The organism is Lactonifactor longoviformis DSM 17459, from assembly GCF_900129135.1.
Taxonomy (GTDB): Bacteria; Bacillota; Clostridia; order Lachnospirales; family Lachnospiraceae; genus Lactonifactor; species Lactonifactor longoviformis.
This window is the reverse complement of sequence record NZ_FQVI01000006.1, coordinates 20943-36735: the sequence shown is the minus strand read 5'-3', so window position 1 is coordinate 36735 and position 15793 is coordinate 20943. Positions and strand designations below refer to the sequence as shown.

At 49.2% G+C, this 15793-nt stretch carries 13 protein-coding genes; 3 read left to right on the top strand and 10 right to left on the bottom strand.

Translation table 11 applies throughout. The annotated features are described in order from the left end of the window. Positions 1-8 precede the first annotated feature (8 nt). Both BUA56_RS07630 and BUA56_RS07625 read right to left on the bottom strand, forming a co-directional pair. Positions 9-368 carry a hypothetical protein gene (locus BUA56_RS07630; protein WP_072850535.1) on the bottom strand — a complete coding sequence of 120 codons (360 nt, stop codon included), beginning with the start codon at positions 366-368 and terminating at the stop codon, positions 9-11. 278 nt (positions 369-646) lie between these two features. Then, positions 647-1141, bottom strand: coding sequence for a hypothetical protein (locus BUA56_RS07625; RefSeq protein WP_072850533.1), 495 nt, complete (start codon positions 1139-1141; stop codon positions 647-649). Positions 1142-1310: 169 nt separating this feature from the next. Here BUA56_RS07625 and BUA56_RS07620 point away from each other — a divergent pair, with 169 nt between their 5' ends. Together BUA56_RS07620 and BUA56_RS07615 are read left to right on the top strand one after the other, a co-directional pair. Further along, the gene (locus BUA56_RS07620; RefSeq protein ID WP_072850531.1) at positions 1311-1895 is read left to right on the top strand and encodes a TetR/AcrR family transcriptional regulator; all 585 of its coding nucleotides are present in this window, start codon (positions 1311-1313) and stop codon (positions 1893-1895) included. 7 nt (positions 1896-1902) lie between these two features. Beyond that, complete coding sequence (locus tag BUA56_RS07615; protein WP_072850529.1) at positions 1903-2679, top strand: nucleoside phosphorylase; 777 nt, start codon at positions 1903-1905, stop codon at positions 2677-2679. Here the strand turns inward: BUA56_RS07615 and BUA56_RS07610 are convergent. From BUA56_RS07610 to BUA56_RS07595, 3 genes are all read right to left on the bottom strand, one after another. Next, positions 2676-3317, bottom strand: a complete 642-nt coding sequence (locus BUA56_RS07610; RefSeq protein WP_072850527.1) for a Crp/Fnr family transcriptional regulator — start codon at positions 3315-3317, stop codon at positions 2676-2678. The genes BUA56_RS07615 and BUA56_RS07610 overlap by 4 nt on opposite strands. Before the next feature lie 342 nt (positions 3318-3659). Beyond that, positions 3660-5474, bottom strand: a complete 1815-nt coding sequence (locus BUA56_RS07600; protein ID WP_072850523.1) for an aryl-sulfate sulfotransferase — start codon at positions 5472-5474, stop codon at positions 3660-3662. A 53-nt stretch (positions 5475-5527) separates the two neighbouring features. Continuing rightward, the gene (locus BUA56_RS07595) at positions 5528-6706 is read right to left on the bottom strand and encodes an NAD(P)/FAD-dependent oxidoreductase (RefSeq protein ID WP_072850771.1); all 1179 of its coding nucleotides are present in this window, start codon (positions 6704-6706) and stop codon (positions 5528-5530) included. A gap of 165 nt (positions 6707-6871) precedes the next feature. On the opposite strand from BUA56_RS07595, the gene BUA56_RS07590 reads away from it, so the two are divergent. Then, on the top strand, positions 6872-7741 hold the full coding sequence (locus tag BUA56_RS07590) for a class I SAM-dependent methyltransferase (protein ID WP_207650921.1): 870 nt from the start codon (positions 6872-6874) through the stop codon (positions 7739-7741). 62 nt (positions 7742-7803) lie between these two features. Here BUA56_RS07590 and BUA56_RS23600 read toward each other — a convergent pair whose 3' ends face one another. From BUA56_RS23600 to BUA56_RS07570, 5 genes are all read right to left on the bottom strand, one after another. Further along, the gene (locus BUA56_RS23600; RefSeq protein WP_242946735.1) at positions 7804-7989 is read right to left on the bottom strand and encodes a 4Fe-4S binding protein; all 186 of its coding nucleotides are present in this window, start codon (positions 7987-7989) and stop codon (positions 7804-7806) included. Beyond that, entirely contained in the window at positions 7986-8207 is a 222-nt protein-coding gene (locus BUA56_RS23595; RefSeq protein WP_242946734.1) for a hypothetical protein, read from the bottom strand. Before BUA56_RS23595 ends, BUA56_RS23600 begins: the two co-directional genes overlap by 4 nt. 65 nt (positions 8208-8272) lie before the next feature. Further along, positions 8273-8629 (bottom strand): iron chaperone, encoded by a 357-nt coding sequence (locus BUA56_RS07580; protein WP_072850519.1) that lies wholly within the window; start codon positions 8627-8629, stop codon positions 8273-8275. 197 nt (positions 8630-8826) lie between these two features. Further along, positions 8827-9024: an HPr family phosphocarrier protein gene (locus BUA56_RS07575; protein WP_072850517.1), complete on the bottom strand. Its 198-nt coding sequence runs from the start codon at positions 9022-9024 to the stop codon at positions 8827-8829. 208 nt (positions 9025-9232) lie between these two features. Next, positions 9233-15790, bottom strand: coding sequence for a bacterial Ig-like domain-containing protein (locus BUA56_RS07570; RefSeq protein ID WP_072850515.1), 6558 nt, complete (start codon positions 15788-15790; stop codon positions 9233-9235). Positions 15791-15793: the final 3 nt, after the last annotated feature.

Below are 15793 nucleotides of genomic sequence, written 5' to 3'. Positions count from 1 at the left end.
TCCTTATTTCATTCGGCGTCTGTCACCGCAATTCCATAGGTAAGGCTGCCGGTATAAGTGACTCCTTTTACTGTGGTAGGTCCGATTTCAGGAATTGCTCTGTACGTTTTTGTGCCGTCTTCTGTGAAGGATACAATTTCCTGTCCTTTTGCCACAGATACATTTGCTATGGACTCTATTAATGTGCCGTCAGGTCTCTGAATCTTATAACCAAGGATTCTGTTAATTCCGCCGGAGTCTTTGCCGCTTAACACCAGCTGGTCAAAAGAAAAGTCTGTCCCTGCCACGGTCACGGAAACCTTCTGCCCATCCTGAAGGTTATTCACATCTGTCACTGTGATATCCACATCTGTTCCGTCTGCGGCCATAGTAACGCTGGATGGAATACTGACTGTGTAGGAAGGCTAATTGGTTACTGTACAGGTGAATTGTGTCTCTGAGCTCTCCAGATTTGCCGCGTAAACAGATCCGGATGTCCCCAAGATAAGGCCCATGGTTAATACTGCTGCTACTTTTTTTCTCATAAATAAATTTCCTCCTCATACTATATGGAATTTGCAGACGGAGACAGAAATAGCCCGCTCCGATCCTGCAGTTCTATTAAAACAGATAACTCCCGGGCGGATATCTGTATTAACCGTTCCTGTCACTGTACCGAAACATTGGTACGCACCACTGCATTATTCATCTTCTCCTGGGTATCCAGGGAAAATGTGTGAACCTGAATCTCTGCCTCATATTCTCCTGCCTCCAGACCCCGGGCCAGCGTGAGACTCTTAACGGCCTTTCCTGGTTCGATAAGGTCTGAAGTATAAAGTATTTCCCCTGTCTCATCCAGGGCAATAACAAACTGAAAATAGCAGGGATTTTCTTCTGGGTTAGCAAGGGTGAGCTGTACCTCTTTTTCATCTGCCGGAAAAGTAATTGTTCCATATCCGGGTATCTTAATGCCTGAAGTTTCTGCCTCTGCCTGGCCTTCCAGCTGATTTTCCCAATCCTCTGCATCCATATCCAGGACCATGCCGTTTCCTGTCTGAACAGGGGATACCTGGGCAGGCCGGAAAAAAAGCCAGAACACACCCCCTGCAAATAAGAGAACTATCAGTAAAATGACCATTATTTTCTGCCTGGTAATCTGCATTTTCTTTCACTTCCTCTCCTTTACTGAGACAAGTATATGCCGGACGGGTTAAATAACTTGTGGGGATGGAGTAAATAACCTGTAAAAGTTTTAAATAAATCCTCTTGACTTTGCGACACATATGTCTCATAATATAGAGACACTTATGTCGCTTATTGGAGGTTGTACTATGGGAGAGAAGGGAAGAAGAACCAGGCAGGCAATCTGTCAGAGCGCCTGTCAGCTGTTTGCAGAAAAGGGATTCAAAGATGTGACAATGAAAGACATCTGTGAACGCACGCACCTGAGCCGGGGAGGCCTGTACCGGCATTACGGTAGTACGCGGGAGATTTTCATAGAAATCGTGGACTCCCTTATGAGAGAGCAGGCCGACGATTTCGGCGGTAAGATGGAACAGGGTGTTCCCGCAGGTGACATCCTGGATGAGGTGCTGAAACGCTACGAATCGGAGATGGCAGATGCCGGGAGTTCATTAAGTGTTGCACTGTATGAGTTTTTCAGCAGCCCTGAATACTCCGGGGATGACCATTCCATGTATGAGCAGTACCGTCAGTCTGCAGAGATGTGGGAACGTTTCCTGGAATACGGGATAAAAAGAGGCGAATTTTTGCCTGTGGATACGGAGGCAGTGATTGACTTGATACTGTTCTCCTATCAGGGGGTACGCATGTACAGCAAGCTTATGCCGGTAGATCCCCGGATACCGAAAAGAATCCTCAGCCAGATCCGGCTGATACTTACAGGAAAGGAGTGAATCCCCTATGACATCTGTATTTTATAAGAAGGAGCTGCCCTCTGCAGCCGTAATTAACCCGGAAGACTCTGTCCAGCCAGTGAGTGGCTTTCCGGAGGTATGTATCTCTACCTTTTCCAAAGCTATCATTGATAAGTTCGCAGCTATGGACGGCGTTCGGATTATTGCCTGGCTGCTTACTGCCAACGGCAGAATTCCAGTCTATGAGATCACGTACGGAGGCAGAAGATTTGCCTTTTATCTCTCTTTGGTGGGCGCGCCGGCCTGTGTATGCGGGCTGGAAGAGATCATTGCCATGGGAGGAAAACGCTTTGTCTTTTTCGGATGCTGCGGAGTCCTGGACGCAAAAAGGGTGGGGGAGCGTCTGATCCTTCCCGCCGGAGCGGTCCGGGATGAGGGCACCAGCTACCACTATTACCCCGGAGATATCCGCTTAGAACCGGATGCTGCGTGCAGCCTCATCCTTCAAAGCTGTATGGACCGCTGCGGCTATCCCTATACGTCCGGAAAGATTTGGACTACGGATGCCATATACCGGGAGACTGCTCCGCAGATCGCAGAGCGCAGAAAAGAGGGCTGCATTGCTGTAGACATGGAATACTCCGCACTTCTGGCCGTATCCAGATACCGAAAGGTTGCTTTCGCCCAATTTTTTTATGGTGCGGACAGCCTTGACGGCGGAGTATGGGAGCCCAGGGATTTGACGGATTATGGTCTTTCCGGGGCAGATAAATACATGGCGCTCGCACTGGAATGCGGACTGGCACTCTCCTCTGCACCCTAAAGCAGACCGGAAAGTCCCTCCGCATCCAGCAGCTTCAGGCCCCCGGAATTTCTCCGGAAATACCCCAGTGCCTCCATCTTTTTTAGTTCCTGGTTCAGAGAGGATCTGCTCACATGCAGCTTGTTGGCCCAGACAGTCTGGGACACGGGAAGGGGGATCTGTCCGTCCTCATAAAGATGATCCATCCCCACCAGCCAGAAGGCCACTCTCTGACGGATGGTCTGATAATTCAGACAGTTGAGCAGAAGCTGATTCTTCAGCCCCCTCTGAGAGACGTAGAGGAGGAGTGAGTACATCATCCGGGTATCTTCCTCTATCATCTCTTCAAACTTGGAGGCGGGCATCCAGGCTACTGTAGTTCTCTTGGCCGCCACCAGGTTATAGGTGTACGATCGCCTCCCGGAAAAGTATAAGAATTCAGGTAATATATCCTTTTCCTCAAAGTAAGCACTGCACATCTCTTCTCCTCCGGCGGTGTCTGTCTCCGCTTTCAGGATCCCGTCTGTTACAATCCCAATGGCATCAATGGGATCCCCCAGGGAGTAGATAATGCTGGCTGTTTTATAGGTTTTGTATTTCAGATACCGGCTGTAGTTCTCGTGTTCCCGGCACAGATCGGCAAAAGGGAGCTGATGCATGTTTCCTTCCTCCTGATGGAAAGCTTACCCGCGGGCACCTCTCAGCGCATGCCCTGCAGGCGGACGTACTGCATTTGCAGTACGTTAAAGGTTAACATCATCATACCCCAGATCCGTGGGGAATGCAATCTGTCCTCTGCGTGTAATGCACGGATGCACCAGGACAAAACCGGCATACCCGGGGAGATTTTTTCGGCAGAGCAGGCCGAAAACAGCGACAATGGGGCAGGTATTGCCTGCTCCATAAAGGGGTTCTCCCCTGGGAATGCCGGCTTTGTCTTAGAGCATCTCTATGGCAGAGGCGCCCAAGGGGCCCTGCCGCCAGGCAGGAGCCCCGGAAATTCAAAGCTGCTTAAGCCCTCTGTCCAAAAGGTCACAGAGATCGTCGTAGTCCTTCTCCCCCTGGAACCTGAGGGCTTCTTTCCCTCTGCAAAATACTGCTACCACAGGAATACCGCCTATATGCAGGGCCTCTGCCAATGCCTTATTGGCATCCACATCCACAAAGCAGACCTTGAACTGCCCCTGGAATTCTTCCCGCAAAGCCTCCTCCAGCACCGGATGAAGCGCCTTGCAGTGGACACAGCGTTCTGCTCCAAAAAGCACAAGGACAGGGGTTTTTTCCTCCTTCAGCACTTCCCCTTCCCATTCCGGCATAGTGACTGGCCGGAAGAAGTCAGTGTCTACCGTAAACACCTTTTCCCGCTTCGTCACATCTTCTTCGTCGTCTGTGGCTACGCACAGGGCAACGTCGTCATAGTAGGGCAGAGTTCCTTCCACATCAACTACCGTTTTAGCCCCCAGAGCTCCGGCGCCCGGAACACGGAAAGAAGTATTATCTATAGGAGCAATGGCGATCTCCGCAGGCCTTGGCTCCTGAGGGACATAGTCGTAGGGATACCGGTATGCCCTGTAAATCATGTTATTCTTTGGTCCCTTCTCGTTGTGGGAGTAGTAGGGGGAAATCCATTCCCATACTATCTCATATTCCGGCGTAACCTCGAATACCCTTCCGTCCGATCCCTCCGTGACCAGTGTATTTCCGTTGGGCAGGCGCTGGGCGCTGCTCACATAAGGACTGTAGAATTTACTGGCATCTGTGGGAATGGCGTGGCCCAGTTCTTTGGGCGTCAATTTCCATACGACCTCCAGCGTAACCGGATTCAGCTCCAGCACACGGCTGTAGTCTCTGAGCGCATTCTTGGTTCCGATCCTGGAACCGGGATTGGGCGTACCGTATCCGGCCCAGCCTCCGTTGTCAAAGACGAGAAGATTTCCCTCACCCGGCAGTCCTTTGGGGATCATATGAAAATGATGCTGCCCGATGATCCACCCCAGCTTCTGGAGCTCAGGGGCAGCCGTAAAGTCCGGTCCTATCTTCCAGACTATGTCTCCTGTTTCCTTGTCAAGGATTGCCAGAATATTAGCCTCTCTGCAGTCAAAAATAATATTCTCCGGCTTGAATCTCTGATCACCCGAATCATACCAGCTATTTGGCCCCAGACAGCTCATACAGTTAATATGGAGATAGTCACCCACCCCTCCGTCGGAGGATCTGAGATTGGGATCCCGGAACAGCACATTTCTGGCTGCCTCGTCAAACCCCAATTCCTCAAAATGGTCGCTGACAGACCATTTCCAGAGTATATTCCCCTCCCAGTCCACTTCTATCATTGCATCGTCCAGGAGCTTCTTGTCAGAGATCCCCGGATTCCTGATGGTCTGATGTACCAGAATCAGGGTGTTTCCATCCAGAGGCTTTGCGTCCATACCCGGCACATAATAGCCCACGGGGTTCCCTTCCCTCTGATAATCATGGTGCTGCCTTGCCATCCAGCGGTGATCCCGTCCCGGGTCATCAATCTCCTCAAAATGATCAAAGCTCCAGACAATATTGCCGTCGTAATCTATCTCGATAAGGTTCACCCCGTCCTGCATGCCGTAATCAGGGTGGCGGTATCCGGAAAGTCCCATAACATATCCCCCCGGAAGGAGTTTGGGCGGCATGGCATGCATCTTCCATCTCCTGACCTCATTTCCGTTCATGTCAAACAGTAAAACTCCGTCATTAATTAACGGCACTATCGTATATCCATTCCAGCACTTTTCCGGCTGGTATACAGTTACCCCGTGAGGGAAAACAAGCGGCTGTCCCATAATCTATATCCTCCATTCTTCCTGCCTGCTCCTCAGGCTATATTCACCATCTGTTACGACTGCTGGAAGCGCTCTGTCTTTATCAGCTGTCCATCCTCATAATATGCTGCCGCCACGGTCTCCTTCAGGCCAAGCTCCTGATAAAGCAGGCTCTGCCGTGTAATATCCTGGCGGTAGACTTTCTGGCTTGCCCCCAGTTTTTTCTCCAGCTTTGTCACCTTTTCAATCTCCTCGCTGTGGTAGGGATTATAAAAAACAAAGACTGCCTTTCCCGAATCCGGACTTAATATCCCCCGAATCTGCTCTAATTCACTGGCATAGCGGCCGGAAGCCTCTGCTGCCACAGCGCCGTCCGCGGCGGAGGTTACAATCTGCCTCAAAAATTTGCTGGTACAGTCCCCAACTGCATACAGCCCCGGTATACAGGTTTCCATCTTATCTGTCACAGGAATGTACCCGGACAAATCGCAGTGTACCAGATCCTTTACAAAGTCCGTCTGGGGCACCATGCCCACAAAGGAAAAGAGTCCTTCTGTCTTTACCTCTCTCATTTCCCCTGTCACTACATTCTTCAGCACCAGGGATTCCACCCAGTCTTTCCCGCGGATTTCGGCCAATGTTGAATTCCATACAAAATTAATTTTGGGGTTTCCAAAGGCCTTTTGGGCCGCTAACTCATTGCAGTCAAGGTGTCCTTCCTCGTGGAGAACAATTACCGTGGCTTTTTTAACCAGACGTGTGAGATAATCCGCTTCCTCAATGGCCTGATCCCCGGCTCCCAGCACATAAATTTCTTTGTCTTTAAAAAACTCCCCGTCACAGGTGGCACAGTAGGCAACCCCATGACCGGCAAACTCTTCCTCCCCGGGAATCCCCAGAACCCGGGGCCTGGTTCCCAGATCCAGAATAACGCATGGTGCCTGAAAATCCCCTCTTCTTCTGGTATGAACAGTGAAGATATCTCCCTCTTTTTCCACCCCTGTGACTGTGGTCCGCTTCATTGAAACTGTCGGAAAACTCTCCGCATGCTCGCGGAATCTCTGCATCAGCCCTTCCCCGCTCTCACGTACTGTTCCTGGATAGTTTCTAATCTCTGCCGTAGTATTCACTCTGCCTCCGTAACTGCCCTTTTCAATCAGCAGTGTCTTTCTGCCCGCCCGGCCGGCGTATATGGCAGAGGTCAGGCCTCCCGGGCCTCCGCCTATAATGATTACATCATAACGTTCATTCATACTTACCGCCTCACTCTTCTTGATATCTACTCCCATTGTAATCCCTTTAAAAAAAATCACCTGTTGGCGCTCCAACAGCAGCTTAATTTTTCATAAGTTTTCTACGCTGGCCTTTCAGCTGCAGATCTGTTAGGATAAAATGATGTAAAGAAAGGAGGTTTTGCTTTGGCCAATACAAACCTGCAGCTTATAAAGTATATGAAAGAAACACCGGAGGTTTACTTGGAAAGTTCCTCTGCCTTCTGGACTGACCCGCATATTTCAGAATATATGTTAAAGGCTCATCTGGATCCTGATTTTGAAGGCGCATCCAGAAAACATGAATTTATAAAGCAGTCTGTTCACTGGATCGCAGAGTACTGCCATGGAGGCAGGGGGAAAAAACTCCTGGATCTGGGATGCGGCCCTGGTATTTACGCAGAGCTCTTGACAGATCTGGGATTCTGTGTGACAGGAATTGATTTTTCAGAGCGCTCCATAGCATATGCCAAACAGCATGCTGACAGCACCGGCCGGGAGATTTCATACTATTGTAAGAACTATATGGAACTGGATGCTTTCCGGGAATATGATGTTGTAATCTTAATCTACTGTGATTTTGGGGTTCTCTCCCCAGATATAAGGAGCGCCCTGCTGAGAAAAATTACAAAAGCGTTAAAAAAGGACGGCTTGCTGATTCTTGACGGGTTTACCAGGTCCTGCCTTAACTCCTTCCAGGTAAAAGAAACCATACAGTATGAGGCGTCAGGCTTCTGGTCTGCCGATCCTTATGTTGTTATTCAGCGGAATTCCCTGTATCCCGAAACCGCCAATACCCTGGAACAATATCTGGTGCTGACGGAAAATGACTGCCGCTGCTATAATCTCTGGAATCAGGTGTATACAGCAGACTCTTTGAGAGCAGAGCTCACCGGGGCGGGTTTTCAAGATATACACCTTTTTGATAATGCTGCCGGAAAACCCTATACAGGACAGGATACCACTATATGCGCAGCAGCCATAAATAAACCGGCTGGACAGGACGTACTTTCGTAATGCAAAAGGCATAACCTGTCGTCCCTGAGAAGGGCAGGTTATGCCTTTTCTAAAAACACTCTTTAGCAGCCAAACAGCTCCACTGCTTCCATCATCTTCCCGATGATATCCACACCGAAGGGACAATTCTTCATACAGGATCCACATTCTACACATTCCTGTGCATGATGTTTCAGCAGTGCATAGTGATCCTTCAGCGTCTCTGGGACTGTCTCCTGTATGGATGCCAGATCCAGATACTTATTCATCGCCGCCACGTCAATCTTAACAGAACAAGGTGCACAGTGGCCGCAGTACATACAGTGGCCGCCAAATCGGCCGCAAGAACCTCGTCCACAGCTCCCATTCCAACCATCACAGATGCCACCGCCGGCCTTGTCAGGCAGTAGTGAAGGCACTGCACCGGAGTTAATGCCTTACCAAAGGGAGACTGGGCATCATCCAGGAGAACCGTACTGCTCTGCATCCCAGGCCGTACATAGGTGCCCCTCTATTACATAGTCCTCCCGTTTCCTTAGTGTTGCAGGATTATTATTTATCCAAATTTGTAAGCTTCTCTCTCTGCCTGAATTGAATCATTTTGCGAATCAACGCTTCCGGCAGTTTCGTGTCATAGGGAAACTGCACTGTGTTCTTCTTGTTTGTCTTATAGACGGCCAAATCCTCTCTGAATTCTTCCAGTGTACCCGGGCTTGTATAGAATCCCAAATGCTTCTTATTCGCTGCAATCTGCAGCAGATACCCGTTCAGATAATAAGCCGGGGCGCCCCAGGCTATCTTCTCAGTACAGTCCGGTATTGTGTCCATGATTATGCGCCGCATCTCCAGAAGATACGCCTGCACCGACGGTTCAAAGCCTTCTATATATTCCCTTATATCTGCCTGCATGGTTCCTCCTTTGCCACTATACGTATCAGTTTCTGCCTCTAGAATACAAGAATACCATGGTAAAATCTACTGCTTTTCGTCTATAAGTGTAGTTTTGACATTCATAAAACAAAAAAGATTGCGCTTTCGCGCAATCTCCGCCTGCGGCGGGCTGTCACAGACAGCATCTTTCTTTCCGCCGCAGCTTTCTTTAATTCCTATACTGCGCTGTCCCCGGTATGCATACACACCTCTACCTTGTGGTTTGTACCCACAGCCAGCGCCCCCAGTAAAGATTTTCCGTCTACTACTATATGACCATACTTTAAATCAACATCAAAATCATATTTCTGAACAGATTCTACAAACTGAACAATCTCTTCCGGAGAATGAAAAATAATGGTTTCTGTCTTCAAATTTTCACCTCTTCAATCATTGCTTTATTATTATTCTATCCAGATTTTCCCGGGTTGAAACCCAAATTTTAAAAGTATGGTTGATAACCCTATTATATTCTGCCTGCTTAGTCTTATATCCAGGCATAAGAAGAACCGCCCCGAAGTTTCACACTCCGGAGCGGTTCCTCCCTTCTGACAGGTATCAAATCAAGTCTGATTGCTGCTGTTATCTTGTCTTTGTCCAGGCGCCGGAACCGTTCACATAGTAGTTTCCTATCCATGTACTGCTGGCCATGGCCCCGCTGCTTCTCAGGTAATACCAGGTATCTCCCACTTTTACCCAGCCGGTTGCCATAGCTCCGCTGCTCTTCAAATAATACCAGGCGCTTCCTACTTTTGCCCAGCCGGTCACCATCGCTCCATTGTTCTTCAGATAGTACCAGGTGTTTCCATCCAGTACCCAGCCAGTGGCCATGGCCCCGCTGCTCTTCAGATAGTACCAGGTACTTCCCTCCTGCAGCCAGCCCGTTGCCATGACTCCGTTACTTCTCAGATAATACCAGGTACTTCCCACTTTTGTCCAGCCCGTTGCCATAGCTCCGCTGCTCTTCAGGTAATACCAGGTATTTCCCTCCTGCAGCCAGCCCGTTGCCATCGCTCCGCTGCTCTTCAGGTAGTACCAGGTACTTCCCTCCTGCAGCCAGCCCGTCTGCATCACACCGTTTTCGTCACAGTAGTACCAGGTCTTACCATCCAGTACCCAGCCCTCGGCACGGTATCCGTATTTATCAAAGTAATACCAGTTTCCGTCTATCAGCCTCCAGCTGTTCTGTGGCCAGGTACCATCCCCATTGTTATACCACCAGCCGTTGCGGTCCTGCTCCCAGTGGGGAGCTTTCACTGTTTCCTCTACAGTTACCGTGAACTCTGCGGCAGCCTCCCCGTAGGTTACGGTAATGGTCTTTTCTCCCGGAGTAGATGAATCCAGCTCACTCACGGTGTAATTTGTCACTTCTTCCTGGCTTCCGTCTGCATAGTAAGCGGTTACAGTCATTCCTTCTGTATCCAGCGTCTCCCCTACCTGATAGGTAAGTTTATCCGGAGCCTTCACTTCAATCTTTGTCACTTCCGGTTTTGGCGCTTCTGCTACCACAGCCATGAATTCTGCTGCCATCTCCCCGTAGATAACCGTCACATACTGGATGCCCGGCGCGGTTGTATCTAATTCTGTGATCTGGTAATCCTCTGGGGCGAGTTCCACATAGCTGCCGTCTGAATAGTGGGCATATACAGCCAATCCTGTAAGATCCAGGGCTTCTCCTACCACATATTCTGTTTTTTCCGGAGGGGTCAGCACTACTTTAGATAACACCGGTTCCGGTGTTTCTTCTTTCACATTTACCGTGAATTCTGCTTTCATCTCCTGATAGGTTACGGTAATTGTCTTTTCCCCTGCCTCTGCGGAGTCAAAGCCTTCCACCGTGTAATCTTCAGAAGAAACCTCTTCTTTTACCTTGTTGCTGTAAACAGCGTTTACTACCATACCGGCGGGAGCAAAGTCTTCTCCTACCAGGTAATCTGTTTTGTCAGGTACAATCACTTCAATTCCTGTAAGAACTCTCTCCTTTACCAGGATTGTAAATTCTGCCGTCTTATCTTGATAGGTTACGGTAACCTTCTGTTCCCCTGCTTTGCAGGTGTCCACTTCAGAAACGGTGTAATCTGTTACTTCGGCTTCTGTATTGTCAGAATACTGGGCCATTACTTTCAGGCCGGTGCTGTCGAAGGGTTCCCCGATCTCGTATTCTGTTTTCTCCGGAGGTGTCACGGTAATTCCTGTAAGAGTTTTGTCCGGTTCTTCCTTTTCCTTTACGGTTACGGTAAATTCTGCAGTCTTTGTCACCTCACCTTCTGTGTAACTGACGGTTATGGTCTTCTGACCTGGGGTTTGGGAATCATAGCCTTCCACAGTATAGCTGCCTGCTTCCAATTCCTGCTGGCTGCCGTCGCTGTAGTTTGCAGTAACTGCCAGTCCCTCCAGATTCAATTCCTCTCCGGTTTCGTATTCCGTTTTTGCAGGAGGAGTTACTTCTATCGATTCCAAAACCACTTCTTCCGGTGCTTCTTCCAATTTGTAAATTTTAATGTAGTTAACAGTAACACAGGCATCCGGGCAGCTCAGATGAACATCCAGATTTCCGTCTGTTATCTGTATCTGTTTTTCAATTATATTTGTCTTATTCATGGGTATCCCAACCGTTGGGGTGTCTGTAGCCAGTTCTCCGTTTAGGGTGATTGCTGTGCTCCAAGCATTGCTCCACGGATTGCCGATTCCCACCTGTACCAGATAGGTGCCGTTTTCCAGCTCATAGCCATAGTCAATCCCTGGCCGCTGGCTTGCATCCGGGAATGCCACATCCTGACCCCTTGCATAGCGGAAAGTGGATTCCTTAGGCTGATTGTCGCCGGTATTGCGCTCATCGGCCCAGGTGTATTTGGTGAATATTGCTTTGGATTCTGCCGGTGTTCCGGATGTGTCAAGGTCAGAATCCTTCACCTTCAGTCCCCACATCCTGCCGGTGCCGGGATCTGCCTGATACAGCTGCTCGGTTACGCTGTTGCCGTATCCGAATTCCTCACCCGCGCTCAAGGTGGAGGGATCGTGATCTCCGCAGTCTGTGAAATATGCCAGTTCCGTCTTGGGCGGCTCTGTCCATTTCTCTATGGAGATATAGTTCATGTTAATGGTGGCATCCTTAGACAGTGCATACACATCCAGGAATTCCTCTCCCTGTAGGACTGTCACCAGTCCGCTTACCTCTGCAGTGGCGCCTTTTCTGATATTCAGAGGGGCTTCATTTAATTTGGTCTCCCCTGCATATACATCGGGATTTCCGGAGTTGTTCCACTGATTTCCCATGCCTGCGGTTACCTTATAATTTCCCGGTTCCAGCTGGAAGCGGTATTTGACATAGCGGGGATTGATTCCGTTTTCCGCCTGATTATGCGCATAGCGGAAGGATGTTTCTTTGTCCTGCAGGTCTGCCTTATTGTTTTCATTAGCCCACTGGTAAGTAGTGTAAGCGCCTTTGCTTCCGGAGGGCGCTGCGATAGCCTGATCCTGTTCTGAGGTTACCGCACCCCACTGATATCCGGTACGGATGTCCTCTCCAAAAATCTGGTCCGTAACTTGATTGCGTTTTCCAAATTTTTCTCCCGGGCTGAGCGTATCCGGGTTGTGATCTCCGCAGTCTACAAAGTATTCCAGTTCCTGTGAAATCAGGCTTTCATCCCTCTGATATACTTTTTCCAGTGAGAAGTTATCCAAGTATAAGGTTCCCTTCGTAAGCCCTGCAGCATCTGCTTTAATTAAGATATCGCCCTTATTCTGCATATTGATAACCATTGTCTGTTCTTCATATTCTTCCGAAAGATTCATCGCCTGGGTTGTCTCGCCTGCACATAGCAGAGCTTCTCCCTCTGCATTCTCTCCCTTTGCATAAACATGAAGGATATATTTTCCTGCATCCAGCCCCTGAAGGTTCTGGGAAATACTTCCCTGCTCAATGCGGGCATAGTAGCCTTCGTAGCTGTTTGCAATTTCTTTTGCCACGGATACAGCATCTTCGCTGCTCACTTCCCAGCCATAGGTATTCCCTGTGCCAAAGCCTGCATTGGTGATGTATGCATCCCGGTGTTCGCCGCTGGCTTCTTCAAAGTATACTTTTACCTGTACATCTGCCTGTACATCTGGTATTTCCAGGGTATAGGCACCGTCTCCCTGCTCCAGTACCTGGTCTTTTTTAGATACACCATCCACCAGCACATCCGCCAGTCCCTTTTCAGGAACCATCGTTACCAGGAAGCTGCCTCCTTGTTCCACTGCATTTTTGTCAACGGTTGCATAACCGGCTGCTGTAGTAGTTACCTGAATGCTGTAGGTATCAGGCACTGCAATTGGCTCATCTAATGTCAGTGGCGTCAGGATAAACCGGTCAAAGTTCGGCGCATAGTTATCTAATACATTTTCTCCCGGTGTGGAAGTGCTTCCGCCCCATTTTACGATCCAGCTGTCATCGTTGAAGACCTTGATTACATTATCACCTGCGTCCAGACGAACCTGAATGGATTTCTCCTTAAAGGTATCATCTGAGAAGGTATTAATAAAGAAGTATCTCTGAGGATCCTGTCCATTTACCTGGAAGGATGCATATTTATCAATGATCTTGGTATTGTAGGAGTGTGTACCACAGATATCATTGTTGGACTGGAACACCTGGAGTTCATAGACACCTGCCTGGGGCGCATTGCAGTGGATCTCCAGATATTTGTTGATATCCTCTGCCGCATTGGCATCGCCTTCCATACCAGCTACATATTTGCCGCCGGAAGCCATACTGCTGTTCTTTACTTCAATTGCCGATCCCTCCGGAATACAGTCTTCTGCCTCAATCGCCGTTGGGTATTCTCCCTGGTCTACTGCCTGTACCTTCATATAGTCCAGCGCCAGAGCCGCATCTGTATCCGCGTCAATGACATTGATGCCTTTCTGCAGATAAACGGAAGCTGTTGCTTCTCCCCACTGTCCCTGGGCAGGTTCCACTGAAACTGTCTTGCTCAGTCTGTCCAGGGTTGTCGCCGTATTGCCGGTATAAATATGGATATTGCCGGCTGCCGGTGACTGATACCGGAAGGTCATGTTATACAGCCCGCTTTCTTCTACGACTACATTCCACCGGATACCGCCGCCTTCTCCCACCGTTCTCTTATCCAGTCCGGTTACATATCCATTGCTGGAGTACCCGGAAATGCTGTTCTCAGTTTTCACTGTTGTATCTGTATTTCCCAGGAGAATATTGAAATCTGACTGTTCTGCCTCATAGAGATCCCTTGACTTTTCCAGGGCCACATCCTTGGCTCCTGCCCAGGTTACAGTCAGCGCATCATGCCAAACCGTGCCATTTCCCATTGTCTGAATCTGTATGGTGTGGGTTCCTGCTGACAGATCTCCATATAAAGTATGAATACCTGTCATGTTCTCCAGAAGTGTATTCTTCATCATTTCCTCAGACGGCTCCTGTCCATCGATGGAAAATGTCTGCATAATATTCTGGGGATTGTGAGTACTCATATTGTTTCTGGTGCTTCCCGTTCCGTTTCCGTAGATAAAGTCCAGTTTATATTTTCCGTCTACCGGAACCTCAATGGTGTACGTCATAACTGCATTCTGAGGCATGGAAACAATGGAACCGTCAGAGAGATAGTAGTTGGGGTTGAAGGTTTCTCCTTTTGTGGTGCACCCGGTTCCCAGTTCGGCCTGTTCGGCCTCGTATACCTTCTGATAACGGTTCACCATAGCATCCGTCAGTTCTTCCCCTTCAGAAACCTTTGTTATCGTAACATTATAGGCTGTGGAAAACTTCATGTTATTCAGGGATAAGGTCACACTGCCGTCCCCGTTCACAGGAAGAGCCCCTTCCATGATAACCGGCGTCTGGTTCTGCGCCCCGTGGTATCCGGAAAATGCGGTAGCCTGCACTTTAACATGCACCATGCTCTCTCCACTGAATGCCTCAGTGTTTCCCACATTCAGCAGATTTACGTTGGCAGATCCATCGATTCCTCCCAAAAGCGTGGTAGCGCTCTGTTTTGTGTTGTCCACGGAAGCTACGCCGTATAATTGTTCGTAGCTGGTATTGGTAGAAACCTTTACTGTCTGTCCGGACATATCCCCGTACCATTTATACAGCCACCATGCTCCATTCCCCTCGTTGGCATCTGCTGTCAGGTCGTTCAGGTTATTGGCCTGATGCCAGAAAGGAAGGCATCCGTATACTTTTTCGTCCTCCAGACGGGCAATCCAGTTCACCAGGCGCCCCGGTACACCGCAGTCAGAGAAGTCGGCATACTCGTTGATGCAGATTTGCGGAATCTCCGGATCCTGATCCGTATGGTTCGCTTCCTTCCATTTTGTCCAGTTAGTAGAATTCCAAATAGACTTAAAGTCCTGCATCTCCCCTTTCAGTCTGTTCAGTTTATCCACCTGGAGATCATGCCAGGTTATGATATCGGGCATACAGTTATTATCCGCACAGTACTGAATATGTCCCCGCATATTGGTTCCGTTGAACTGGGTATTATAGGCTGCGCTGTTGGGACCGGCAATGGTTGCGCCCGGATCCCCTGCCTTGATTGCTTCATAGTATGCCTTCCAGGCCGTATTTGTATTGGTGCCCCGGATAGGGGTACCCTCGTTAATGGGGATATAGACAATGGCTTTGTCAATATCCACATCCTTTAGATTGTCATTCTTGTGGTCTTCTTTCCAGGCTTCCTTCCATTCCACCACAGCAGGGGCAATGATGGTCTCCAGGACATTTGCATATTCTTTGTAATTGGCAGTTACACCAAATACTCCGTAATAATTGCTATTGTACATCATGACCTGCTCTCCCCCGGATTCCAGGAAGGTCTTAGCCACGTCAAGGGCATCTCCGTAGGGATGTTCTGTTCCCAGCGCACCCTTTGTACACAATACCTTTGGCTTCAGGGGCACCAGTGTATTCGTGGTAGGCACATCCTCGCTGCTGACCCCGTACAGGAATCCGGCAGCACCGTGAAGAATATCCCCGGTTGTTACCCCAAAATCCACGGTCAGGGCAGGCATCTCGGCAGCCTGCGCCTCAACGGTTCCCAGCCCGGTGGCAAAAATGCCTCCGGCGGCCATTGCTGTGCTTAACAGTCCGGCAACAGCCTTTTTCCAGAAACTTTTGGTTTTCCTCATCTT

Bases quoted from the DNA above. Each gene is read 5' to 3' on its own strand.
- BUA56_RS07630 (WP_072850535.1), bottom strand. From the start codon at position 368: ATGGCCGCAGACGGAACAGATGTGGATATCACAGTGACAGATGTGAAT.
- BUA56_RS07625 (WP_072850533.1), bottom strand. From the start codon at position 1,141: ATGCAGATTACCAGGCAGAAAATAATGGTCATTTTACTGATAGTTCTC.
- BUA56_RS07620 (WP_072850531.1), top strand. From the start codon at position 1,311: ATGGGAGAGAAGGGAAGAAGAACCAGGCAGGCAATCTGTCAGAGCGCC.
- BUA56_RS07615 (WP_072850529.1), top strand. From the start codon at position 1,903: ATGACATCTGTATTTTATAAGAAGGAGCTGCCCTCTGCAGCCGTAATT.
- BUA56_RS07610 (WP_072850527.1), bottom strand. From the start codon at position 3,317: ATGCATCAGCTCCCTTTTGCCGATCTGTGCCGGGAACACGAGAACTAC.
- BUA56_RS07600 (WP_072850523.1), bottom strand. From the start codon at position 5,474: ATGGGACAGCCGCTTGTTTTCCCTCACGGGGTAACTGTATACCAGCCG.
- BUA56_RS07595 (WP_072850771.1), bottom strand. From the start codon at position 6,706: ATGAATGAACGTTATGATGTAATCATTATAGGCGGAGGCCCGGGAGGC.
- BUA56_RS23600 (WP_242946735.1), bottom strand. From the start codon at position 7,989: ATGAATAAGTATCTGGATCTGGCATCCATACAGGAGACAGTCCCAGAG.
- BUA56_RS23595 (WP_242946734.1), bottom strand. From the start codon at position 8,207: ATGCAGAGCAGTACGGTTCTCCTGGATGATGCCCAGTCTCCCTTTGGT.
- BUA56_RS07580 (WP_072850519.1), bottom strand. From the start codon at position 8,629: ATGCAGGCAGATATAAGGGAATATATAGAAGGCTTTGAACCGTCGGTG.
- BUA56_RS07570 (WP_072850515.1), bottom strand. From the start codon at position 15,790: ATGAGGAAAACCAAAAGTTTCTGGAAAAAGGCTGTTGCCGGACTGTTA.